This window comes from Neobacillus sp. Fa239, from assembly GCF_055395235.1.
On record NZ_AP041612.1, the window covers coordinates 253,291 to 276,423 of the forward strand.

A 23,133-nucleotide genomic window follows, 5' to 3' on the forward strand; every position below is an offset into this window, starting at 1 on the left:
GATAAACAGATAGAGCATGATAAAAAATATAGAACGAACAGGAGAAGTTGATTAAAAACATTATTTAGAAAAGGGGGGATAAAAAGTGGCAGCAACAGTGGCTATTAAGGGAACGGTTTTTGTTGTTAGGAACTGGAAGGAAGTTACGGTAGGAGTCGTATTTGGTTTAATCGTAATGGTAGGCTTGTTAAATGGAATGACTACCTTTAAACAACAACCTAGTGAGAAAATTGATTCACCATTTGGTGCAGCAAATGTTCCACCACATATTGCGCAATGGAAAGGATTAGTAAGTGAATATACTACGAAGTATGGAATTCCAGAATACACAGATTTCCTTCTAGCTCTTATGTATCAAGAATTAGGAAATTCTCAAACACTAGATATTATGCAAAGTTCCGAGTCTGCTGGATTGCCACCCAACTCGATTCAGGATCCAGTGATGTCCGTTAATTTAGGTGTACAACATTTTAAATCCATGTTAGAAAAAGGGCAAAAAGCTGGGGTAGATTTTGCTACCATTATTCAATCTTACAACTTCGGTTCTGGTTATATAAACTTTATTGCTTCAAATGGTGGGAAGAATTCCGTTAAATTAGCTCAAAAATTTTCTTTGATTGAGGCAAAGATAGGAGGATACAGTTGTTCTGATTGGAGAGCTCCTTACTGTTACGGTGACTTTATGTATGCAGAAAAAGTGATGAAAAATCTTATTCCATTAGGCATTTCTGTTGGTAGCAGAAATGTTTCCCCACTGGGTGAAAAAACATTTAAAGCGATTATTTCAGAAGCACAAAAATACATAGGATGGCCTTATATGTGGTCAGGTGCAAGTCCTAATACAGGATTTGACTGTTCTGGCTTTACACAATGGACGTTTGCTAAGGCTGGTATAAAGCTACCGCGTACTGCTCAGGAACAGTATGATGTTTCGTCCAAAATCCCACCAGAAGAAGCAAAGCCAGGTGACTTTGTTTTTTATACTGGAACATACGAGACAGATCAATATATCACACACATAGGTATTTACATAGGGGACGGGAAAATGTTTGATTCAGATGATTCTGGTATTGGAATTCATGATATTTATACTCCTTATTGGAATTCTCATCTTGTAGGTTTTGGTAGAGTAGAACATTAGGAGGGAAATGCCTTGAATAAAGTATTGGCTGTCTTTTTGGGGATATCCATTCTAGCAAATATTATCTTGGGTTTAATGTACGTTGGTCAAAGAACAATGGTTACCCAAGCAGAAAATAATAAGGAAGAAAGCAAAAAGCAGATAAATCAGTTAAAAAACGAATCAAATATAAAGGAAAAAGCTCTTACTGCCTTTCAACAGAATGAAGCCTATTATGAAATAGAACATAGTGAAGAGGTTAAAAGTTTTGTAGATGAAACCTTTAAAGAACTATTTAATTACAATAACAAAAATTATGCTTCACGTTTTGATCGACTCCAAAACAAATTAGTTGAATCTGTTATGTCAAAACTAAAAGCTCCCGGAGAAACAGGAAGCACACAAATTAAATTTAAAAATGAGGTAAAGTCTTTAAGTATTTATTTGAGTGCTGTTGAAAAGAATCAAGCAAAAGCTCTTGTAAACATGGAAACACAATATTCGGTGGGTGAAAGCCAATTTCCAAGAAAAAATCAAATGTACGAAGTAACTCTCATTCGAATTGGAGATAAATGGTTAGTTGACAAATTGGAGTTAATGGGATCTTTCGAACCCTTTCAAGGTAACTAAATAAGAAGTATTTTATCAGAAATCTAAAAGGAGAAAAACTCATGAAAATGTTTGGTATACGCCTTTTGGTAACAGTCTTTTTACTGGTCCTTCTTGAAATGATCGTGATCAATATAGCCGGTTTTCTTCCATTTATTGCGGAACACAAGGCAAACATTTCTGGTGCTCCATATATGGAATTCATAGCGAAAAATTTATGGCATCCCATTGTGCAAGCAACTCTCATGATTAAAGATAAGAATCCTCTTTTCTTCTTAGGTAGTGGGGCAGTTTTCCTATTAACGTTCTATGCTACTTTTTTTATGAAAGGTGCAAAAGGAAAATATCAGTTAGCGGACAAATATGGTGTTCATGGTTCAAGCAGATTCGCTAACAAGCATGAAATATTTAAACAGGGTGAGACAGTTGGTGTTCCGGTAAATCAACTTATGAAAGATCTTGAAGCTAGTATGATGAATGTGAAAGGGGAAAATAGATATGGCTGATGACTTCATAAAAAATAACGGAATCATAGCCGGTATATTGAAACAATCCGTTATTGTGCAGCCAACGGATTCGATTCTTCCAAACAGAAACCACTTTGTAGCTGGAGGCCCGGGTTCATCCAAAACACAAGGGTATGTCGTAACCAATGTATTACACGAAAAGGAATGTTCTTTAGTAATTACTGATCCAAAAGGGGAAGTTTATGAAATGACTTCTGAAGTCAAACGAAGACAAGGCTATGAAGTTCATGTGGTGAATTTTTCAGAAATGGAGTCTTCAGATCGTTATAATCCCTTTGATTATGTTAGGGAGGAAATCCAGGCCTCCACGGTAGCAAATGCGATTGTGGCTTCTAAAAATGATCCAAAACGAAAAGATTTTTGGTACAATGCACAATTTAGCTTGTTAAAAGCGTTAATCTTGTACGCGGTTCACGAAATGGCACCTGATCAACGGAACATGACAGGTGTTTTAGACTTCCTACAGGAGTTTGATCCAGAAGCCAGCGATGATGGAGCGAGTGAATTAGACGAACAATTTTTAAGATTAGATAAATCACATCCAGCAAGAAGAGCGTATGAGTTGGGATTTAAAAAGTCCCAAGAAAAAACTCGTGCGAACATTATTATCTCGTTGCTCACCACGATTGGAGACTTTACCTCAAGTTCCGTTTCACGGTTTACGAGTTTCTCAGATTTCTTCTTAGGAGATGTGGGAAAAAGGAAAATAGCTTTATATGTCATTATTCCTGTAATGGATTCAACATGGGAAGGCTTAATCAACTTGTTTTTTAATCAGATGTTTCAAGAGTTGTATAAAGTCGGAGCTCAAAACAAAGCAAAACTCCCTCAGCCTGTGGTTTTTATCTTAGATGAATTCCCGAACTTAGGTAAGTTTCCGGACTATGAAAGGTTCTTAGCCACTTGTCGAGGGTATGGAATTGGTGTTTTGACAATTGTTCAAAACATCACTCAATTGCAAGAAAAGTATGGGCGGGAACAAGCAGAATCCATTTTGGGTAATTGTGGAACAAAAATATGTTTAGGAAATGTAAATGAAACAACAGCTAAGTATTTTTCGCAATTAATGGGCAAAACAACCGCAAGAGTAGAAACGGGTTCATCGTCAGAATCAAAAGGGAAATCATCTAGTACATCTTCATCATCTAATTACTCGTTTGCAGCACGTAACCTAATGAATGAAGACGAGATTCTAACCATGCATAAAGATGATTGTATTATCATCATTACTGGGAAGCACCCCATCAAAGCAAAAAAAGCGTACCAATATCTCTTGTTTCCAAATGTTACGAACTCATTCTATGTCAGTCAATTAGACTATCAAAATAACCCTTCACAAGGGGTAATAGACTGGTTTAAGAGGAAGATGGAGGAATACGAAGAATACATTGGATCCGATGATTGGGAAATATCCTTACAAAAAGCAGAAGTTGAAATACAGGAAAAACGAATTAAAGTAGCTGAGAAAGAGGCCAAAAAGCAAGAAGAATTGGCTATGAGCTTTTTTTCTCAAATGAATTCCGCCACAAGTATAAATTTAACAAAAGAAAGGAGCTCTTAAAATTGAAAAAAACAGCTTTGATTATATTTGTATTAATTGTGAGTACATTTCTGGCCGCTTGTAATGGTGTTGGAAATCATTTTGATCCTAAGGTTGAGCAAGAAAATGCCACAAAAGTAATAAATGGTGTTTTAACTTCCTTCAAGGATCAAGAAAAGTTAGCTGAAGCAAAAACAAGTGATGAAGCAAATAAAATAGCATGGGATAAGCTTAAAAAGAGGAATACACAGGCAATTTCTAACCAGTTAACCAATGAGGATCAACGGAGGTTACTTTACCTATTAACGACAAACAAAGCAGAAGATTTACCAAATGGGGAAACAAAAGCAAATCTTCTTTTTTCCCAAGATTCTAAAAAGAATAAAGTGTCTTTTAATGAATCTGCTAAGACCTTTACCTTTGATATTGAACGAAGTGGATTTGATCACAAACTAATTACACTAAAAAAGCAGGATGGTATTTGGAAAATAGTCACAGTACAGGATCCTACTTAAGAGGTGAAAAATTTGTTTGATTTTAAGGAAAAAATAATTGAAGCCATACAAGGGATGTTAAAGGATTTTATTGAATGGGCACTTCTAACCTGTAATGATTTGTTATTAAAACAACATCCAGAAATTCAGTTTTTTACTTCAGTCAATAATTTCATATTGGGCCTTACTTCAACTATTGCAGTAACAATCGTTTTATACAAAATTATTGAGGTCATATCAAGGAATGCTGCGGGAGATGCTATATCATACGGCCCAGTTATAGTTAATACATTAAAAAGCGCATTACTGATTCCTGTGATGCCTTTTATCCAAAAGATTTTGTTAGAAAAAGTTGCTTATAATATGGGGAACTGGATGATTGGAGAAGGAAGTAAGGTAAGCAAAACGAAAATTGAAGAGATGTTAGTCCCAAGAAACTTTGCAGCACTACATTTTCAAGGGGCTGCCCTTCTTATTTTGCTGGCTGTTTTTGCATTAGCATTTATAGCATTTTTGTTTTCAGTTGCTATTTTTCACGCAGATGTGATGTTTCTATATTTACTCTGCCCTTTGGCTTGTGTGTCGGTCATTGCGGATGACAATGAATATTTAGGTATATGGTGGCGTGAATTATTAAGTCAGATTGTTACGATTCTTGCGAAAATCTTTTTATTCATTGTAGCTTTAAGTATATTACTCAATGAAAATATTACGTTTCTTAATTTTCTTTTACTCATGGGTTGCTGTATTCTCCTTATTAAGAGTCCGTCAGTACTTCGAAACATGTGGTATTCATCAGGTTCTGGAAGAGGAATGATGGGTGCTATGGGTGGTGCAACTAAGCTTGCTGCTAGAAGGTTTCTATTAAAAAGATAAAGAAATGATGATATAAATCAAGTAAAATACAAAAAAATAATAAGCCCTTATCATTTGAAGGGGCTTATTTTGTATCTTCATTCTTTTTAGTTGAGGTAGAAATATTCAAACTTAAAAGGAAGATTTACGTCTATAAGAGTAAAGTAAAGATAGATGATGAATAATGAAATATAATCCCTGTAAGGGCAAAGATTCATAAAAGTTCATTGTAAATTGGTAATCTATATTTTATAAAATTATTCAACCAAATTACTCCTTTAATAATCAAGGTATAAATATGATTATCAAATAAAGCTAAGCAAATACCAAAGATTTAAAAATGAAAATCCTTTATTCGAACTTTATTATTTTTTATCAGGTTAGTTTTTTTACTGAAAAACAACTTTATGGTAACAACTCCATCCCTTCTGAATAATACCATGTAAATCAGATAAGTATAACTAACTGATGATAATTTAGAGTATACATATATATTGACATATATAAATTTGTATACTTATTTAGCGAAATATATATGTAAGTTGTTCATGTTATATATTAAATTGTATAAAATAATTTTGTTTATATAGTATATATCATCTTTGTATTTAATGTTTTTTTAAAATGACAATTCATAAAAGCTAAGTGCTCTTTTTGTTGCAAAATAATGTTTTAGTACTTTTTGTTGATAGTGAGTTCGCTGTAAACGTGTAGCTCGAACTGGCCGTAACCCACAGATTATTTTTAATTATTTATTCAGATTACATTAACCAAACGGTAATTAATCCATGATATAGTCAATACGTAGCTAGAATTTATGACTTCTTGCTGTTAGAATCAGGTCCAATATCCTTGGAACTGAAGATGAAGCCCAGTAAGAAAAGCCGGGCTTCATCTTTTTTCGCATTCCTTGTAATTTGAAAGATAAACAATCTATTACAGAACGAATTGATCGATTGGTTGATAACTACATCGTTTTTCTTTTTTAAATGGGTGATTTTTTTCAATTGATTAGATTAATGATCTTCCATAATCGGGCGCATTTCTGTGAAGATTTATGCTCTTTCTTCAAAATTAGCGTTTTTTGCATTGAATCCCTTATACAGAAAATCGCGGAAATCTATAGCTAAACAGAATAGAAAAGTGCAAACACAATGCTACTTTTCATTTGGAGAAATTCAGGAAATAAAACGAGTCAGGCTATGGGAAGGTGGTGTATAAATGATTTTAACATCGAAAGGCATTCAAGGGCTTACTAATAAAATTCAAAATGATGCTACGTGGTTAATCCTTGGTGAAGGTCTGTTAAAAATTATTGCCATTTTGATCATTGCGAAAGTGTTAATTAAAATAGGGGAAATGGCAATCCATAACATCTTTAAGATTAGGAATCTCTCTCCTCTTGTGAAATCATCTGGTCGACGGGAGGGAACCTTGTCAAAGCTCCTGGAAAATGTCCTTTCATACGTGGTTTATTTTATTGCGTTTATGATGATACTTTCAGTTTTAGGGATTAATGTTCAGTCACTGATCGCTGGTGCAGGAATTGTCGGTTTGGCAGTTGGTTTCGGGGCAAAAAATTTAGTGCAGGATATTATTGCCGGCTTTTTCATTATTTTTGAGGACCAATTTTCCGTCGGCGATCATATACGTGTCGGAAAATTTGAAGGGAATGTAGAGTCTATCGGCTTAAGAACGACAAAGATTAAAAGCTGGACTGGGGAACTGCATATTTTGCCAAATGGCAGCATCACTCAAGTAACGAATTTTTCCTTAAATAATAGTATTGCCGTTGTCGATATCGCCATTTCTTATGGTGAAGATATTGAGTGGGCTGAAAATGTCATTAAAAACAGCCTGAAAACAATGCCAGATCAATACGAAGATTTAATCAACGTGCCGGAGCTGCTGGGGATTCAAACAATGGGAGCAACAGAAGTCGTGCTACGGATCGTAGCAGAAACATTCCCAATGAAGCAGGCTAAAATAGCGAGGATAATTCGTAAGGATATCAAACTTCTTTTAGATGAACAAGGAATTAAAGTTCCGCCAACGCGGCTTGTAATGTATCCGAGCGGAACGGAGCAGCCTCAATTGAGCAATTAGTTTCATTAACATAGTAGTTTTTTGGGCACATATGAAAAAACCTTGGAATATTTTAATATTATCCCTTCTATGAGACAGTAGGAATAAAACCCTTACTGCTATATAGGAGGGAATTATTTTAGCTAAAAAGGGACAAAAATTCATAAACTATTCAGTTGAGTTCAGACTTATGTATGTATAGGTTAGTATTAGAACCTCTTTCAAGACATATAAGGATTATTTAAGAAAAGGATCCCAATACAATCCTACAAATCATAATGAACTGGTATACTGCACGTTCAACTTCATATGTTGATGACTCCAAGACTGGGGATTAGTTATACCTAAGGAGTAATCAAAACTCAAAAGTTATGAAACTGTTTGTTTTAAAATAAATTAAAAAGTCGTTTTCTGTATTTGAAGTAATCGACTTTTAAAAAGCAATACTTAAGTATTTATTATTATACATCAATTCTCTCAGTTACTCCTTTCACTAAATTGCCTGTATGAACAGCTTTGGTTAAATCTTGACTAGAATAGGTGTTTTCGATATTATAAAACTCTTCACTTATGTTAATACTTAATATATCCCTAAAAATCTAGGAGAAATAAAGGAGAGTACATACTGATATGAATAAAACTGAATTAATTAATGCAGTGGCCGAAGCAAGCACACTATCAAAGAAAGATGCTGGCAAAGCAGTTGATGCATTATTTGAAACCATCTCTAATTCCCTTGCTACGGAAGAGAAAATCCAGATAATTGGATTTGGAACGTTTGAGGTACGTGACCGTGCAGCTCGAACCGGTCGTAACCCACAAACAGGGGAGGAAATTCAGATTCAAGCTTCTAAAATTCCGGCTTTTAAACCAGGCAAGGAATTAAAGGAAGCTGTTAAATAATTATTCGCATACTATAAACGGCTCTAAGGAACATTCCTTAGAGTCTTTTATTATTTACAAGTAGGAAGGCTATTAACCATATTCTGATCAAGTCTGTTTGAACAAATTTATACATTGATTTCACTACGTTTCTACTTGTTCTTGCGAAAGCTGCCTGAAAATATAAAGTACAAAGGACGAAAGAAAGTCTTTACAGAAGTCAACGAGGCTATACAACTCGCCGTCAAATTGTATAAGCAGAGCGAAAAGACTTCCAAGCAAATCAACGCTGCCACAAAAGTAATATGGAGTTCATTGTATGCTTATATCAAAGAAAACAAGATTGAGAGATGAAAGCGGGGAACAAAAAGAACAACTGGATGGAGTTGCTCTAAGATAGTCGTAAGCGATTAAAGTGTTTTTCCTCGATTTTCTTCTCTATTTTATCTAATAGTTTAAGGTCCTTGATGATTTCCTTTTTATTAGCCAATACTAGTTTATTAAAGTTCATACCTCGTTTTCTCATGATGTATGTCACCTCTTTCTTGCTGTTATGATGATTACTTTATCATCTAATTGTAAAAAAACGATGAACAAAAAAAGAAAATTCATCAAAATTAGTCAAAATAAAATATTAAATAATAGTCATGAAGAAAACTATTTAAGCGAATAAGGACTATTCTCAAGTCGAAGAGGAGAACCACCAATGAAACAAATAAACCATTATATATTCCAATTGTAAGAATTAAACAGAAATACCGAAAAGGGCTCTCACGATTATCCAAATATCGTTTTAACCAAATTTCACTACGGATATTAAAGTAGACTTCCCGTTCCTTATCACCTTTACCCCTTATAATGGTGGAAAGGTTCAACTAATTAATTCTACCTCTATCTAAAGAAGCAATTTCTCCTATACGGCATCCAGTGGATAACATGAATTCAAACAGAACCTTTTCCATTGGGCTGCAGTAGGCTTCAAGTAGATATTCAATTTCCATTTCTATCAGAAATTTAGGAATACGTTTCCCAGTTTTAGGTTCTTTTATTTGAGCAGCCAGATTTTTGGGGATATGCCCTTCTTCATGTGACCATCGAAACAATGATTTCATAAACCTAATTCGGTGGACCAAACTGGCAGGTCTGAGACTTTCACTTGATTTCGCTAAATAAGCTTTTAATTGATCCGTAGTGATCGTATCAAGTTGAACATCTTTTAAAAAAACGAATAAGTAAGGAGTATAGTAGTTTATATGCTTTTAATGTCTGGGGCGAAAAGCCTTCAATTTGTTTATCAGCTTCATACGTTTCCGATGCTTTCGATAATAACAAATTCATTTCTCCCAAGAATTTCCTTTTACAGGAAGTATCGATGCGGCGGATTCCCTTACATTACTGTCAATGATGGGGATTATTTAAAAATGGGGAGCTTTACTTACAACATTCGTATGAAGGAATAGAACTGGATGTGAAGTACCTTGTAAAGGTCTTCCCGTATATTCATCAACTTTGGGGAAGGCCCGTTCATATGGAAACATACACTGATGAAAGACGAATGCTTTCAAATCTATACCTTGATTTTGTTCTGTCAGGATGTACTCACAAATGTGAGTATTTAGGAAAAGCGTGGAAAATCGGATTTTGTTTAGAGGTATTGATTATGTACCTATAGGGAAAATAAACGTAAATTAAGATGGAATGGAAAAGGGCACCCTTGCTTTAAGCAACACTTGCAGGATTAAGCCTGCCTTATGGTTGTCTTCAAGGCTATACCCGTCTAAAAGCTATATAACTTCTTGTACACCTATTTTAGACTAATTTTTAGATAGGAAACGAGAAAGAAAAGAAAGAAAAAATACGATAATTTTCAGAGTACCAAACTTACAACTTTTAGATACATAGATTTTTAGATTTATAAAGGCTCTTGCCTCTTCACTGAAGGTTAACAGCAAAGCATTAACTAATTTAATTACATCATAGATAGAATAGGTAACCGACGGTGTTTTTTCTATGGCCTTAGAGGCTGGAAAACCTCAACAAGGGGATGAACAGACCAACTTGCATGGTTCTACGAGGGACTGTGCCCTTTTAATTGACTTTTATAAGTTAGTTAAGGAGAACGAAATAAAATTGAAAAGAACCAATATATAATAGAAGGAACTCGTATAAAAATAGCCTTAACTCAAGGAGAAATGCATATTAATGAGTAAAAAATTAGCTTTAAAGAGAGTGGCATCTTTTCGTATTCAACAAACGAGCAATTTAATTGTATAACTTACTAAGATTGTGAAGTGGTGAACTTAAATTAACGTGGAAGTATAGTTTAAGAACCATTTTAATTTCTTTTGGAATGGGGATGTATTTTTTTGTTAATAATTAATCTAAATTATTAGATGGAGGTGTAGAATGAAAAAGCCTATTCTTATTATAGTTTCAATAATTGTTGTTTCTCTAAGTCTTATTTCTTTTTCAAATCAAAGTAAAGCATCGAGTAACAATAAACAAATTGCAGCACCTGCAAAAGATATTAGGGAAGTTGTCTGGAGTCAGTTGCCAAAAGTAGATAAAGAACGAATAAAAGGAACTTGGAAAAACGCAAAGGTGGTTTCTAAGGGCTTATTAACAAAAGATATGGCAATCGGTGTTGATGATAAATCATATATAGGAAAACAAGTATATTCAATTGTTTTTCCAACGACTTTTATTGGTCAACCTAACTTTATGCTTGTATATGCTGATGCAGCGACCTATTCTTTTATCGGGAAAGGTTTGGTCCATTAAATACTATTTAATAGATATTTATTAAACTAACGAGTTCTTTCGTTCAACAAACATTATAAAAGGATCTTCGCTGGAAGATCCCTTTTATAATGTTAATAAGAACGAATACATAAATCAATTTTAAGAAACATTATTTAATTCCTCTGTTAATCGTAAGAATTCTGCTTTATTTTTGTCTCGTAAGGACAGGTCGATTTTCTTTTGAATTTTCTCTTTTTGGAAATCACGCAGGGCTTTATCTAACACCATTTCAGCAAATAGAGAATCCATGACATTAATTTCAGGTTGTGGTGAATTAAGCAAATTCATTTCCATAAGAAATCAACTCCTTGACCTTTTTTCTATTATACTAATTACTTTCAGACTATTCAAATATTTGAAATTTGTAATTTGAGAGAGGAACAAAATGGAACATACTTTATCTACATATTTGGTTACGAATTAATTCATGAGTTTACAAAAACACCAGAATATGACGATTAATAGGTATTAATTATATAGAGCAGATTTCTACACAATACCAATTAATCTATGTTAGGCTTGTTTAAACATAGGTGCTGTCGAATGTCCAACTATGTTTACAGTTTTAATTTGTTAGCCAATGGGAAAGATAGTAATGAAATTGGAAAAGGAGGAATGAAGAATGGATGGTTTATTAACATCAAAGGAAGTCATTACTCAGATCCAGAAGTTACACAACGAAGGTAATTCGCTACGAAAAAAAGAGGTAAAACAACTTTATCCTGATTTAATGCGGAGTGCTTTGTATTACTACCCAAGTTGGCAACATGCCATAGAAGAAAGTAAAGTAGGTTAGAGTATCTATTTTCATCATGAATTAAATAACATGAACGCTGTAAACAAAGGGCCATCCAGTCTGGATGGTTTTTTATTTTGTAAATATCCCTCTTTTTAAACCCTCCAGTCTTCTCTCTTACTGATAAATCACTGAACCATTTCATACTGACGAAATTTTAAGTTTTGGAAAATTCAATAGAATACAAGAGACAACATTTAGAGAAGTGGAAGAGGACCCTTACTAACGAAGCAGGGGTTCATAAATAAGCATGAATAATGAACGGAGTTTTGTTGCATTTTTGATGATAAAAAGCGTCCCTTTCGAAGTAAAAAGGAGCGTGTTCAGAAAAGGGAGAGTTTTGTAACATAGATGGCATCACAATCTATAAATTTACATTGTGAAAATAAATAATAAAGTCATTGAAATTTACCATTAAGTCAGTCATGGTATTTCACAAATGGGTCAGTTTGTGGAGGATCTTTTCTAAATATAATTGAGATTGTGAAGGTACTTAAACTATAGGTTAGGATAGTGGAAGAAGGAAATAAATCTCAAGCGTAGAATAATTACCCTTAGTAGTCGATTTTAAGGAGTTAGTCTTTTTTAATAATTCCAAGGGGAGTTCATTAATGTTAGAGGAGAACAAAAAATTAACATATTCAGGTGATGAAATAATTGAGGCTTTAAAAGAAATTGAGCTAATCTTAATATCCTTGCATAAAATTGGTTCTTACTATGGTGATAGGTTTTTTATGGAAGGTGAAGAGAAATATAGGACTGAATACGAAAAAGAAACAACTCAATTTATTAATGGATGGAACGTTACACAGAGATTGGCTAAAGTAAGAGCAATATTATCGCAAAAATTTAATGATACATTAGGAAATGATGATTTGGATGATATAGAAAGAGCTATGGAAGGTCTTAAATATTGGTCTAAACCAAACGATAAACAATAAAATAAACCATTTTCTTATTAAGCTAACAGGGGCATTAGTAAAAAATATCAAAAAGGTGATCTAACTATGAGAATACAAGTCAAACTGAAAGATATTATTGAGGAATTGGAAATACAGTTTGAAGAATCACGTTCATTACTAAATATTAAAAATGGTGAAATCGTGTTAGTGTCATCGGGAGACTTGAGAGCTGCTGAAGACGAAAAACCATTTGATCATTTACCTGAATGGGAACGTGAAAATAGAATGGTTGCAATCGATGTGGTTGAAAACTTTGAAAATTATATAGAATTACCTACTAAATATGATGTAGATGAATATGAGATAATGGAAAACTTTTGCCTAACTGTAAGTGAACAACGAAAGCAAGAATCCTTATTAAGGGCAATTAGGGGAAAGGGTGCCTTTAGAAGATTTAAGGACAAAATTATTGATATTGGAATAGAAGAACAATGGTATTCATACCGAGACGAGTGTTTTAAACAAATTGCGATTGAATGGTGTCAAGAAAATAAAATAGACTTTATTGAATAGAAACGACAAGGGTGATTACTAAAATACAAGCAATCACCTTTTGTTATTGAACTAAAGATGCAGGTTACTTGAAGAAGGTAAACGAGTTTATTATGTGGAATTATGTCTTATATGGTGGACTTTAGGATGTGTTTAAAATAGATATTAGACTTTTAGAAATATTTGTTGGATGGGAAGATAAGTTAGGTGATGACGAGTGGTATTTCAGTAATTCTTTCGAATCAATTTACAAAGGAATGTCTCCAGAAGAAGCATATAACTACATTCCGAATGTGGTTGAGGTGTTATTTAAATTAGACGATGACTATTTGATATGGGAAACCCTTTATTTTTTAATGCAACTGTATAATGTTGCGGATACCACACAGATGCATCCATTGCTCGAAAGAAATTGGTTGCCGTTAAAACAACATATTATGAAATTTGAAGACTCTTATGCTAATCCATTTAAAGAACTAATGAAACAGCTGAGAATAAAAGAATGAGGATCCAACCTTGTTAAACTAACGAGGCAGGTTTGTGCAATAACAAGTATAATCTTTTTATATTCAATGTTTGATAGTAAATGAAAAGATACTTATTGAAGGATGAGGGGAATAAAGTGTTCACAAAAGAAAAATATATTCATTCGTTAAAAGAAAACCTTCAAAAGAACTCTGATATTTTGGTTAAAAATATACAAGAAACGCTTAATTTTAATTATTATAATGAGGTAGATTTATTAGATTTCTCCGTTTTTATCCAACCCTTTGACCTTTCCGTTATGATGTTTTCAATGGACAGAGAAGCAAATGAAGTTTTTTATGAAGGGAACGATAACAGTATATTTGCTGGTAGTTACAAATTGCTTGAAGATATAAAATACTACAACCTTTCTGATGACGAATCAGACGAGTTCTGGGAATTTTACGAACAAAATGATGAAGAAATATCCAAAGCTGAAACACAAGCTGTTATGGAATGGTTTGTTACTTGTTGGAGTAAGGCAAACGGACAAACCCTTAAGTTACCTGCCTATTTTGGTTTCCACGATGATGTTAAATGCTTTGACTTACATAAAAATAAATGGATTTTTGATGAGGAAAAGTGGTTCGAATAAGCTTTAAAAGATGTCCGTCCTTATTGAACTAACGGGCAGTTTAGTAAAATAAGGAATTGTGTAAATTCACTATACAAAGTTCTTCTTTTGAAGCAAAATAAAGTGAAAATATCTTAGATAAATGAATATTTTTTCTTTCAAAAGAAAGGATTCAACAATGAAGGATTATTTTGTAAAACTCCTTTTTGCGTTTTTGGCAATAGGGATTCTGTATGGAGTAGCCTATATTTTTAAGATTGACTGGCTTATCGGGAATTACGGAAGTCACTTTGTTATATTACCATTAGCCTTTGTTACAGGCTGGGGTGGTTTGTACCTTTATAAAAGAGTAAAAAAATAACTTTGACTCTATTACTTCTACAACTATTTGTGCATTACTGGAACATCGGTAATGCTTTTTCTTATTGATGTAACGGTCAGTTTAGTTGAAGAAGGAATGGTATTATAATTGTATATAAAAGATTGAAAATGTGGCTTAGTTGGAGGGGAAATTGCATTTGAATAAAACTCAAGTAAAAGTTTATTTCAGCTTGTATGGAGATAACTTTCCTATTGAAAGAGTTACTGAATTATTGGGAATTAAACCTACTGATACCTATAAGAAAGGTGATGTCGTTGAATGGGATTTTAATACAAATGTTGTTTGCTCTATAGTCCACTATAAAAAAGAGACTGCATGGGAATTAGGTACCGACTATGAAGAGTCCTACGATGTAGAGGAACAACTGGACCAGATAATTAGACCTTTAAAAACCAAAGTAGATATAATTAATCAATTAAAATCGCAATTTAATCTGGAATGCTTTTTCTCAATTGTAATAAAAATGGAAAATGGTTTTACACCAGGTTTTCATCTTACTAAACAGCAGGTTGAATTTGTTAATAGTATACAAGCTGAAATTGACATAGATTTGTATGCAAACCCTTATGTTGACCCTTTAGAAGATCGGTATAATTAATCCTTATTCAAGTAACGGGGGTGATTCTTCAATAATAACGAAGGATCGCTTTTCTTATTCAAGTAACGTGGCAGTTTACTTTAATAAAAGGTAAATTAAAATTAAACAAACTCTAATGGAGAATCATGAATTAAACCTTTTGACGAATAATGGGGGTAAATTGATGAAGATTGAGAAATTAAAAGAAAAATGTATTAAATCTGCCATAGAACACGGAATCGCTGCTTATGAAGTTGTAGTTGATTCTAAAAAAACAAATCGGTTATTCGATAAAAACCGCAAAAATTTCAAAGAATTAAAAAGTCAAAGTGACGGGATAGAAATATTATATCAATTGGTCAAACATGATAATGATTTTGTAAAATTTAATGCAGCTTTATATCTAATAATTGTAGACGAGTGTATGGCAAAAAATGTTATCAATAATATTTCTACGAATTTAAATTTTTTTGATACCACTATCGAATGGTGTCTTCAAGAATGGGATAAAAGTAACTTAAAAGAGTGTTACTCATAATCAATACAAATAAAGAAACTCTAATCGCTTGAGTGGTGGTCTTTTTCCTTATTCGACTAACGGGCAGGTGTGCGGCCGAGCATAGGTCGTATCATATAGCGGGTGGGATTCCCGTCGAGTAAGAACTAGCCATTCGCTCGTAGCGAGTCTTGGAGGACCAAAGGTAACTTTAGTCTTTAAGCGTAGACAGTTAGGTGACGGGCCGAAAGCCAATTGGTTGAAGGGATTGAGCTCCATATTGTTAGTAAAACGAGAGGGCTGATGTTTTACCTGCAACAGAAAGCTACATTTTATCCATCGTTTAAGGTAAGATGGATAAAACCTCTCTGGAGTCAGAGACCTTGGCACGTTACACAATGATATGATACGGCAACTCGGGAGACCCTATTGGTCTTTTCTTAATGGAAGAGTATGGTGTACAAGCGATAACAAGCAAGGAAGCCAAATGCCGAATAGGGAGTCGGATAGCAGCGTAGTACCAATGAAGTTGGGTAATGCCGATGGAGGAAAGGCTAGCTACCAGTTATCAACCTTAATAGGGACACATTTACTACACTCTGAGGTAGGAATAATGATGGCAACAAAACTATTAAGGATAGCAGAAATGTGAATGGTAACTAGGAGGAGCCGTGTGCATTAATAGTGCAAGCACGGTTCTGTGAGGGGGTGGAGTACAATCTACCGAAAGGTAGAAAGTCTCCATTCTACTCGACTACTTAAAGAAGGAAAAACACCCTATTTTGTTGAAATAAAGGGGCAGGTTTAAAAAAAAGAAATTATCAAAATTTGATGAGTATAGGAGAATGAATTATGTTTGAGAGCTATGAAGAATTGCCAGATTATATGGACGTTAATACTCTGAAAAGTACGTTTAGACAGTTCTTATATTTAGTTCATACATCTCCTAATTTAGACGTTATCGATGCACTTGAAGGGCTTCTTCAATTAGCAGAAAGACAATGGCATACTTACGAGATATTAGAAGACCAACTTAGAAAGGAAATTGACAATTGGACTTTAAGCGTTTGGGATACAAGTAACATTAACGTTGTGGAACTTATTACGTGTATTGTTGGACCTTTAGGCTTAAAGGAATCCTTTGATAAAATTAAGGAATCCTTGAATCAAGACCTTTCTCCTGACGCACGAAAAGAAATTGTTCAATGTATAGCAGAAATTAAAGATGAAATTAATGACCCTTTTATAAGTTTGAAAGATACTGGAAAAGAACCCAATTCTAATTAGACATCTTGAATTAACTGGGTGCTATGGTTTAAGAACGGGATCGCTGCGGCGGTCAATTATCTTGTTGAGCAAACGAAGCAGGTTAGTATAGGAACTTTGTGGTAAAATTTTATTGAAACAAAGGTAATATATGAATAATTTAAGTCTAAAGGTGAGTGAATCAGTTGTCTGAGGAGAGAGTTTACAAACCGCTTGAGGAGTTTTCAGATGAACAAATAAAAGAAATTCTTCAAAGTAATGAAATTAGTCAAATTAGAACCCTTCCTTTTTCAGTTGGAATGTATCATAGGAACTGGAAGTTTGCACAGGACTTATGTGCAAAGTTATCAGAACACGAGGATGCTTCAGTAAGGGCGAATGCAGTGTTGGGTTTTGCATATATTGCCAGAACAAAAGGAAGTTGGAAAAACATATTGTTAAACCCATCCTTTTAAAAGAACTTCGGAGTAATCAGGAGTTTAATTGGAGAATAATTGATGCCATAGAAGATATAAACCTCTTTATGAAATGGAAAATTGGAACAAAATCACTTAGTGAGTGAAAATTGTTGCACTAACAGGGGCTTGAGTGAAAATTCGTTTCCGGCAATGATCGCTGCGGCGGTAAGTTTTACAATGGAAATTTGTAAAAACACTTTTACTTATATTTACAAAGGAGGTGTGGTATTGAAGAACATATTTCCTGGAACCAGAGTATTTGAGAATTTCGATGAATTAAGAGAAGAAATAATTTTACAAATGAATCCCCAAAAAATACATCCGTTAGATAACAAGAGTAAGTGGAAACGATTAGACAATGAAATTTACTCCATTGGAAAATTGGAAAAGTATAATGATTTTTATTTACTTTATACCCATCCCATACATAATTATCTTGATAAACTTTTTGTAACTAATTATGACGAATTGCTTGAATTTCTTAAGGAAAGAATCGTCCCCGAAAAAGGAGAGGGATTAGATTTAATTATTGCTTCTAAAGATTTTAGAAAAATAATTGTCTGTAATCACGATGGCGAAATTTATCTTGTTAAATAAATAATAATGGTTCGTTATTTAGCTGACGGAGGCTTGAGTGAAAGATAGATTTCCGGCATGGTCGCTGCGGAGGTGTGAGAATCCGAATCATAACGAGAAAAGAAAAGGCAGACGAAGAAATTGAACTCTTGGAAGAGAACAGGTATGAAGAAGCCCTGGATATATTCGGGGAAGCAGTTCGCGCAGGACGGGACATCACTTATCGCGCGATCAAAAAGGGTTAGGAAAAACAGCTGCCTTGTTGAACGAAATCAGTAAAGCCGAAGGGGCATCGATAGGAATGTCGGCGGCAGATCTAAAAAAATCCATTCTTCAGTTCAAAAAACAGGTGAAGGAGATGATTCCGGACTTAAAAGCATCAGGCGCACTCGATCACCGGAATTTCCTGAAGACCGACATTTTAGTGGATAAACATATGCAGGAACGAAAAGCGGAAACCGTGATTGCGCTGAACCATCTGCCAGGAGACACGGGCGGATTAAAAGGAATTGGGGAGTGAAATGACAGATACATATGAAATTTTACGGTTGTCGAAAATAAGTGTTTAAGAGTTATGGCAAATGTTAAGGGATGTGTATTAATGAAAGAGTTTTATCACTCTAAAAAGAAGAAAATTCGGGGTTGGAAGCGGCACAAGAGGAAAATACAAAGATGGAGACAAAATGTAATCGATTTAGATATGGATTACGTCCGAGAACATCAAAGAGATTATGCAAAGTTATGGATTCATCCCTTTTATGCGTTGGTCAGGACCAACCCACCGAATTGGTATAACCGTTTATTGCTAAGCGAAATGATCGATGTTTATTTAACCTGGTATGAAAAAATGGAAAAAGAATCGGATGATTTTTATCTGAAAATTTGGGTATACGAACCGAACTTTATAAGTTCCCAAATTGTTGTTTCGTATAAAGATTGGATAAATACTTACAATGATACCTTTGACAAAAACCCAATCACAAAGACATTTCCAATTCATAAATTCGAATCGTTGAAAGAGAAATTAGCTTTGTTTGATTGGGTTGCCCATATTAATGCCGAAAAGTATTCCGAAGAGGATATGAAAGAAGATATACAGTTAGGATATAAGACTGAAGCTGAGTTGAATGAGATAAGAAATAAATCTTATAAAACCGAAAAAATCAAATTCAGCTATGGAAATGACATTCTGTATAAAGTAAATGTCGGGGATGTTTGGGTGGGAACACTAAAAAAGGGGAAGTTCCCTAAATAGGGGTGTTCCCATTTGTTGGTATAAAAATCAACATTAAAATTTTCACAGAGCCATTGTTTAAGAAAGGGATCGCTGCGGTGGTCTTTTTTTGTGTTTAAAAGGTGGGAAGCGATAAGGGGATTTTTTACCTTCAATGAATATAGAACATTATTATTTGCATGAGGTCGTACAGGGAGTCTCACAATGGGTGTGTTGAGCGCGTGCCAAAGCAATGGTCGGTTCAGGTCGACGAAGCGGAACTTGATAAAACATCGGTTAGACCGAAAAAGGGTGTTTATGATAAAATAGATATACATACCTTTGGAGGGGATTCGAATGAAATGGGAAGAGGTATGCCAAGCGTTCCCGGAACAGTGGGTGTTGATTGAAGCTATCCAAGCTTATACGAATGAGAAACGTGAACGTATTTTAGAAGAAGTGACTCCCTTAGAGAAATTTTCTACTTCTCCAGATGCCATGAAAGCGTATCAAGAACTACATCGTGAAAATCCCATTCGTGAACTATATGTGCTTCATACGAATCGGAAGAACCCGAATATTATGGAGAAAAAACGGGTAGGTGTGAGGCAATAGTGTACCGGCATTAAGCCTTTTTGGACCATAAAGCGAAATGAAAAAACAAAGCAGTTGATTTCGTATTCAGCTGCTTTTTCTATGGCTAACGTATTGTCAGACCAGTAACGAATTCGGTTCCGAAAGGGGTAGTGCACCGTTAGTCGCAGCGATCACCGACCGTGTAACCGGAATGCCTTATTATTTTGATGGGTGAAAAAGCACCGTTCCGGTCCTTTTATTGTGTGGTCTTTCTTCCACTAACCTGCTTCGTTAGCTTAAAAAGACTTCTAATTCTTACTATCCCACTTTAAGTTTTCCTTCCAATCTAGCCATTCAGATTTGATTTCACTAATTAACCATTTTCCACCAAACGTGATTGTTTCTTCGTGGGAAATGTAAATTATCCAATCGTAGTTATTATCGAACCAATATCCTTCGTTGTTCCAAAAATAATCATCGCTTCTCCAAAAACTGTCTGGAATTTTGAATGTATTTAATTCGAAAACATAACCATTATCATTTTCACGTAATTCATTTACTTGATGAACTTGGTGCTTTAATAATAATGATAGTAAAAAACCGAGTTTTTCATCGGTATCAACATATGAAGAACTAAAAGAAATTAAGTCTTGCCTTTGGCATTTTGATAAAGGATACCAATAATGTTGGGTCCGTTCCCATATGGTTCTTAGGCTCTCTTTATATCTATAAATATCTTCCTCAGACAGCGTTCGCTTCAAAAAAATCATTCCTTCTATTAAGGGAGTTTCATTAATTATAACTTAATTTTCAAAATCCTTGTTCAACTAAACTGCTCCGTTTGTTTAAGAACAATCGTTCACAACCTCCTATCCATTTTAACACGGATTATTAAATTTAGGATTTTCAATTTATAGAGGCGAAGCTTTATGGCGAAGGTCGGGGCAGCCACCAGTTGTTAGACAACACCATTGTTTTTCCCGGCTGATTTGAAAAATGGTCCATCCAACAAACAGGAATCCTATCCTGCTTCTACGGCTTGCCACGCTCGGCGGTCTGACCGGAGAATCCGGTGGGCGGCGCATTTTCTACGGTCACATGGGAATTTAGTGACAATTGATAATGGATATCTTTCCGAATTTTTGGTATAATCAAAATAATAACGAACATTCGGGAAGGTAATTTCATGTTAGATCGATCCGTTATTCAAGTACGGTTGCGGTGGCGATCTCGTTTTTTGTTATTGAGCTAACGGAGCAATATAGTTGAACAAACTAATAATAAAATTAAGATATAAATTAAATACCAGTAGGTGAATAAAATGATTGTACCCGTACTAAACCAATTACATATTAGATATGAAGAATGGGGAGAAGAACCCGATGACTTTTATGTTTGGTTAGAGGTGTTTGTGGGTGAAGAAGGTTCTAAAAACCCTTATGCCTATGAACTATTCACAGTTCACGTTATAAGTCCCAAAAGATTAGAAAAAAAATTAAAAGATACTCTTGAAATGGAAATTGGTCGTGGATATTTAATAACCATCGATTATAGCCTTCCAAGAATCGAAAATAAAATCAAATATTTATTAACCAATTGTAAAGGGGCAAATTGGGATGAGGTTATTCAGGCAATTAGAAGATATGGAATTTGGTCCGATGAAGTGTAACTATATTACTTACTCATTAAGCTAGGGAGCAAGAGCTGAGAACCCAAGCTATCATTTTGGCAGTTTTTCTTATTCAACAAACGAAGCAGTTTAGTGGAAGAACAATGAACATTTTTTACCTGAAGGTTTAATGGGATATTTAATTTTTTGTGTAATAAAAGGGCATAATATTAATTAAGCAATTTTATAAAAGGATGGTCCGTGTATGTCAATTCATTTAGTTTGTTCTCGTCCAGCTATGGGGAGAAGGTACCTCTTAGTGAAAAAGGCGAACTTACTAAGCCAAGGTGGACATAAAGTTGGTTTCATTACATCAATAGAAAATACCCAACGTTTTAGAGAAATTTATAACCTTTCAAACAATGTAATGATTTTCCAAAATCTTGAACTTACCCCAAAGAAAATTAGAGAATTGATTATCCAAAATCATTTTGATGTATTGATGATCGAATTATTTGAGGATCTTTTATCCGATGATAATAAACCAATTAAAGGGCTTTCTGATTACAAATCGGTGCATTCCTTGTTAAAACAGACTTGTGATGAACTTGACGTAATGTTGTATGTCGGAAGGCAATTAAAAAGAACGTTAGAAACAAGAAAAAATAAACGACCAACGATTAAAGATTTATACGCATTTGAACGGTCCACATCATTTATTTTGGGATTGTACAGGGATGAGGTTTATGACCCTGATGGCGATTCGAAAAATGTGCTGGAGGTTATAGATTTAAAAACACAAAAGGTTGAAAAAATGAGCTATAACCTATTCAATTGTTAAAAGGCAATTTAACATCAACCCCTTCATCCCGCTAATCACAAGAGCAATCGAAAACCGTTCAACCGCCGACCGCATAACCGGATTTACTTATTATTTTGATGGGTGAAAAAGGACCGGAACGGTCCTTTTTTTGTGGGGTCTTTCTTCCAATAACGCCCCCAGTTAGTTCAACAAACCATTTTAACCTTTGTTAAATTACCTTAAATTACCAACAAACCAAATGGACTCACCTTTATAAAATTCAGTTATTCCCTCAAACCCTTTAACTTCTAATCCTTCAGGAATATGAAGTCCCCATTCTTCTTGAAGAAACTTGATATTAGTAGTGAGTTCAAAGTCTTTTGTAAACATACCGCTATGGTTTAAACCTTCATAAAAACTATCTAGTCCAGCTTTAGTGTACCCTATCATAACATTCATACGAGATAAACCTGGAAAGGGCAAATAGCAAATAATTCGATATTCTTTTTCTTTCTCCGTTTTTAATTCATGTAATTCCTTTACAAAGTTAATCATCATTTGTGCTAATTCTCTTTTTTGGGCTTTAGAGAAATCTTCGTAACCTTTAAAATCCTCATACATGTCAAACCCATATTGCCTATATCCGAGATAGGTTGGACTAAAATCTGGCGGAGTTGGTAGACATCGTGACCATTTCGCAATGTTGTTCCTAAAGTTACGATACATTCGTCTTTTTCCACGGACTTTCTTTTTTCTTATCATTTATAAAAACTCCTAATTGTCATTAATGGGTGGCTTTTAAATTTTAGCAATTGAACTTTAGACCTGTATATATTCAAAATAACGCCATTTCTTATTAAGCTAACCTGCTACCGTTTGTTTAAGAACAATTTTTTACAACCTCATTTCCATTTT

General features: G+C 34.3%; 31 protein-coding genes and 1 pseudogene. 27 read left to right on the top strand and 5 right to left on the bottom strand.

Translation table 11 applies throughout. The features are described 5' to 3' along the window. The first annotated feature begins 85 nt into the window (after positions 1-85). The 8 genes from ACZ5XR_RS29560 to ACZ5XR_RS29595 all read left to right on the top strand — a co-directional run bounded on the left by ACZ5XR_RS29560 (position 86) and on the right by ACZ5XR_RS29595 (position 8,133). A complete protein-coding gene (locus tag ACZ5XR_RS29560) occupies positions 86-1,141 on the top strand; it encodes a bifunctional lytic transglycosylase/C40 family peptidase (RefSeq protein WP_464502499.1) in 1,056 nt (351 codons plus the stop codon). Between the two features lie 12 nt (positions 1,142-1,153). After that, positions 1,154-1,750: a hypothetical protein gene (locus ACZ5XR_RS29565; RefSeq protein WP_464502500.1), complete on the top strand. Its 597-nt coding sequence runs from the start codon at positions 1,154-1,156 to the stop codon at positions 1,748-1,750. Between the two features lie 41 nt (positions 1,751-1,791). After that, positions 1,792-2,235 (top strand): hypothetical protein, encoded by a 444-nt coding sequence (locus tag ACZ5XR_RS29570; RefSeq protein ID WP_464502501.1) that lies wholly within the window; start codon positions 1,792-1,794, stop codon positions 2,233-2,235. Next, a complete protein-coding gene (locus ACZ5XR_RS29575; RefSeq protein ID WP_464502502.1) occupies positions 2,228-3,817 on the top strand; it encodes a VirD4-like conjugal transfer protein, CD1115 family in 1,590 nt (529 codons plus the stop codon). Before ACZ5XR_RS29570 ends, ACZ5XR_RS29575 begins: the two co-directional genes overlap by 8 nt. A 2-nt stretch (positions 3,818-3,819) precedes the next feature. Next, positions 3,820-4,311: a hypothetical protein gene (locus ACZ5XR_RS29580; RefSeq protein ID WP_464502503.1), complete on the top strand. Its 492-nt coding sequence runs from the start codon at positions 3,820-3,822 to the stop codon at positions 4,309-4,311. A gap of 12 nt (positions 4,312-4,323) precedes the next feature. Beyond that, the gene (locus tag ACZ5XR_RS29585) at positions 4,324-5,166 is read left to right on the top strand and encodes a conjugal transfer protein TrbL family protein (RefSeq protein WP_464502504.1); all 843 of its coding nucleotides are present in this window, start codon (positions 4,324-4,326) and stop codon (positions 5,164-5,166) included. 1,200 nt (positions 5,167-6,366) lie between these two features. Further along, complete coding sequence (locus tag ACZ5XR_RS29590) at positions 6,367-7,251, top strand: mechanosensitive ion channel family protein (RefSeq protein ID WP_464502505.1); 885 nt, start codon at positions 6,367-6,369, stop codon at positions 7,249-7,251. Between the two features lie 609 nt (positions 7,252-7,860). Continuing rightward, entirely contained in the window at positions 7,861-8,133 is a 273-nt protein-coding gene (locus ACZ5XR_RS29595) for an HU family DNA-binding protein (protein ID WP_464502506.1), read from the top strand. Positions 8,134-8,503: 370 nt separating this feature from the next. Here ACZ5XR_RS29595 and ACZ5XR_RS29600 read toward each other — a convergent pair whose 3' ends face one another. Further along, positions 8,504-8,638, bottom strand: coding sequence for an FbpB family small basic protein (locus ACZ5XR_RS29600; protein ID WP_464502507.1), 135 nt, complete (start codon positions 8,636-8,638; stop codon positions 8,504-8,506). A gap of 349 nt (positions 8,639-8,987) precedes the next feature. Continuing rightward, positions 8,988-9,215, bottom strand: a complete 228-nt coding sequence (locus ACZ5XR_RS29605; protein ID WP_464502508.1) for a hypothetical protein — start codon at positions 9,213-9,215, stop codon at positions 8,988-8,990. Between the two features lie 273 nt (positions 9,216-9,488). Here ACZ5XR_RS29605 and ACZ5XR_RS29610 point away from each other — a divergent pair. Together ACZ5XR_RS29610 and ACZ5XR_RS29615 are read left to right on the top strand one after the other, a co-directional pair. Then, a pseudogene (locus ACZ5XR_RS29610) lies at positions 9,489-9,784 on the top strand (hypothetical protein); the annotation flags it as partial. A 734-nt stretch (positions 9,785-10,518) separates the two neighbouring features. Then, positions 10,519-10,893: a hypothetical protein gene (locus ACZ5XR_RS29615; protein WP_464502509.1), complete on the top strand. Its 375-nt coding sequence runs from the start codon at positions 10,519-10,521 to the stop codon at positions 10,891-10,893. A gap of 120 nt (positions 10,894-11,013) precedes the next feature. Here ACZ5XR_RS29615 and ACZ5XR_RS29620 read toward each other — a convergent pair whose 3' ends face one another. After that, the gene (locus tag ACZ5XR_RS29620; RefSeq protein ID WP_464502510.1) at positions 11,014-11,208 is read right to left on the bottom strand and encodes an IDEAL domain-containing protein; all 195 of its coding nucleotides are present in this window, start codon (positions 11,206-11,208) and stop codon (positions 11,014-11,016) included. Positions 11,209-11,536: 328 nt separating this feature from the next. Between ACZ5XR_RS29620 and ACZ5XR_RS29625 the strand changes: the two genes are divergently transcribed. The 15 genes from ACZ5XR_RS29625 to ACZ5XR_RS29695 all read left to right on the top strand — a co-directional run bounded on the left by ACZ5XR_RS29625 (position 11,537) and on the right by ACZ5XR_RS29695 (position 19,846). Further along, the gene (locus ACZ5XR_RS29625; RefSeq protein ID WP_464502511.1) at positions 11,537-11,710 is read left to right on the top strand and encodes a hypothetical protein; all 174 of its coding nucleotides are present in this window, start codon (positions 11,537-11,539) and stop codon (positions 11,708-11,710) included. 611 nt (positions 11,711-12,321) lie between these two features. After that, positions 12,322-12,651, top strand: a complete 330-nt coding sequence (locus ACZ5XR_RS29630; RefSeq protein WP_464502512.1) for a hypothetical protein — start codon at positions 12,322-12,324, stop codon at positions 12,649-12,651. A gap of 66 nt (positions 12,652-12,717) precedes the next feature. Next, positions 12,718-13,185 carry a UPF0158 family protein gene (locus ACZ5XR_RS29635; RefSeq protein WP_464502513.1) on the top strand — a complete coding sequence of 156 codons (468 nt, stop codon included), beginning with the start codon at positions 12,718-12,720 and terminating at the stop codon, positions 13,183-13,185. 128 nt (positions 13,186-13,313) lie between these two features. Then, a complete protein-coding gene (locus ACZ5XR_RS29640) occupies positions 13,314-13,670 on the top strand; it encodes an ABC transporter (RefSeq protein WP_464502514.1) in 357 nt (118 codons plus the stop codon). Positions 13,671-13,786: 116 nt separating this feature from the next. Next, positions 13,787-14,284, top strand: a complete 498-nt coding sequence (locus ACZ5XR_RS29645; RefSeq protein WP_464502515.1) for a hypothetical protein — start codon at positions 13,787-13,789, stop codon at positions 14,282-14,284. Between the two features lie 497 nt (positions 14,285-14,781). Further along, a complete protein-coding gene (locus tag ACZ5XR_RS29650) occupies positions 14,782-15,243 on the top strand; it encodes a DUF4279 domain-containing protein (RefSeq protein WP_464502516.1) in 462 nt (153 codons plus the stop codon). A 163-nt stretch (positions 15,244-15,406) separates the two neighbouring features. Next, on the top strand, positions 15,407-15,760 hold the full coding sequence (locus tag ACZ5XR_RS29655; protein WP_464502517.1) for a hypothetical protein: 354 nt from the start codon (positions 15,407-15,409) through the stop codon (positions 15,758-15,760). 810 nt (positions 15,761-16,570) lie between these two features. Continuing rightward, a complete protein-coding gene (locus ACZ5XR_RS29660; protein ID WP_464502518.1) occupies positions 16,571-17,005 on the top strand; it encodes a hypothetical protein in 435 nt (144 codons plus the stop codon). A 164-nt stretch (positions 17,006-17,169) separates the two neighbouring features. Beyond that, the gene (locus ACZ5XR_RS29665) at positions 17,170-17,439 is read left to right on the top strand and encodes a hypothetical protein (protein ID WP_464502519.1); all 270 of its coding nucleotides are present in this window, start codon (positions 17,170-17,172) and stop codon (positions 17,437-17,439) included. Positions 17,440-17,670: 231 nt separating this feature from the next. Beyond that, the gene (locus ACZ5XR_RS29670) at positions 17,671-18,039 is read left to right on the top strand and encodes a hypothetical protein (protein WP_464502520.1); all 369 of its coding nucleotides are present in this window, start codon (positions 17,671-17,673) and stop codon (positions 18,037-18,039) included. Positions 18,040-18,113: 74 nt separating this feature from the next. Further along, a complete protein-coding gene (locus ACZ5XR_RS29675) occupies positions 18,114-18,263 on the top strand; it encodes a hypothetical protein (RefSeq protein ID WP_464502521.1) in 150 nt (49 codons plus the stop codon). A gap of 14 nt (positions 18,264-18,277) precedes the next feature. Then, complete coding sequence (locus tag ACZ5XR_RS29680; protein ID WP_464502522.1) at positions 18,278-18,538, top strand: hypothetical protein; 261 nt, start codon at positions 18,278-18,280, stop codon at positions 18,536-18,538. Between the two features lie 81 nt (positions 18,539-18,619). Further along, positions 18,620-19,273 carry a hypothetical protein gene (locus ACZ5XR_RS29685; protein WP_464502523.1) on the top strand — a complete coding sequence of 218 codons (654 nt, stop codon included), beginning with the start codon at positions 18,620-18,622 and terminating at the stop codon, positions 19,271-19,273. A gap of 200 nt (positions 19,274-19,473) precedes the next feature. After that, entirely contained in the window at positions 19,474-19,641 is a 168-nt protein-coding gene (locus tag ACZ5XR_RS29690) for a hypothetical protein (protein ID WP_464502524.1), read from the top strand. Next, positions 19,589-19,846: a hypothetical protein gene (locus tag ACZ5XR_RS29695; RefSeq protein ID WP_464502525.1), complete on the top strand. Its 258-nt coding sequence runs from the start codon at positions 19,589-19,591 to the stop codon at positions 19,844-19,846. Before ACZ5XR_RS29690 ends, ACZ5XR_RS29695 begins: the two co-directional genes overlap by 53 nt. Positions 19,847-20,115: 269 nt before the next feature. Here the strand turns inward: ACZ5XR_RS29695 and ACZ5XR_RS29700 are convergent, their stop codons facing one another. After that, positions 20,116-20,568, bottom strand: coding sequence for a hypothetical protein (locus ACZ5XR_RS29700; protein WP_464502526.1), 453 nt, complete (start codon positions 20,566-20,568; stop codon positions 20,116-20,118). A gap of 560 nt (positions 20,569-21,128) precedes the next feature. Here ACZ5XR_RS29700 and ACZ5XR_RS29705 point away from each other — a divergent pair. Both ACZ5XR_RS29705 and ACZ5XR_RS29710 read left to right on the top strand, forming a co-directional pair. After that, positions 21,129-21,476, top strand: a complete 348-nt coding sequence (locus ACZ5XR_RS29705; RefSeq protein WP_464502527.1) for an Imm8 family immunity protein — start codon at positions 21,129-21,131, stop codon at positions 21,474-21,476. 205 nt (positions 21,477-21,681) lie between these two features. Beyond that, positions 21,682-22,257, top strand: a complete 576-nt coding sequence (locus tag ACZ5XR_RS29710) for a DnaB-like helicase C-terminal domain-containing protein (RefSeq protein WP_464502528.1) — start codon at positions 21,682-21,684, stop codon at positions 22,255-22,257. A 195-nt stretch (positions 22,258-22,452) separates the two neighbouring features. Here ACZ5XR_RS29710 and ACZ5XR_RS29715 read toward each other — a convergent pair whose 3' ends face one another. Further along, positions 22,453-22,980, bottom strand: coding sequence for a DUF3916 domain-containing protein (locus ACZ5XR_RS29715; protein ID WP_464502529.1), 528 nt, complete (start codon positions 22,978-22,980; stop codon positions 22,453-22,455). Positions 22,981-23,133: the final 153 nt, after the last annotated feature.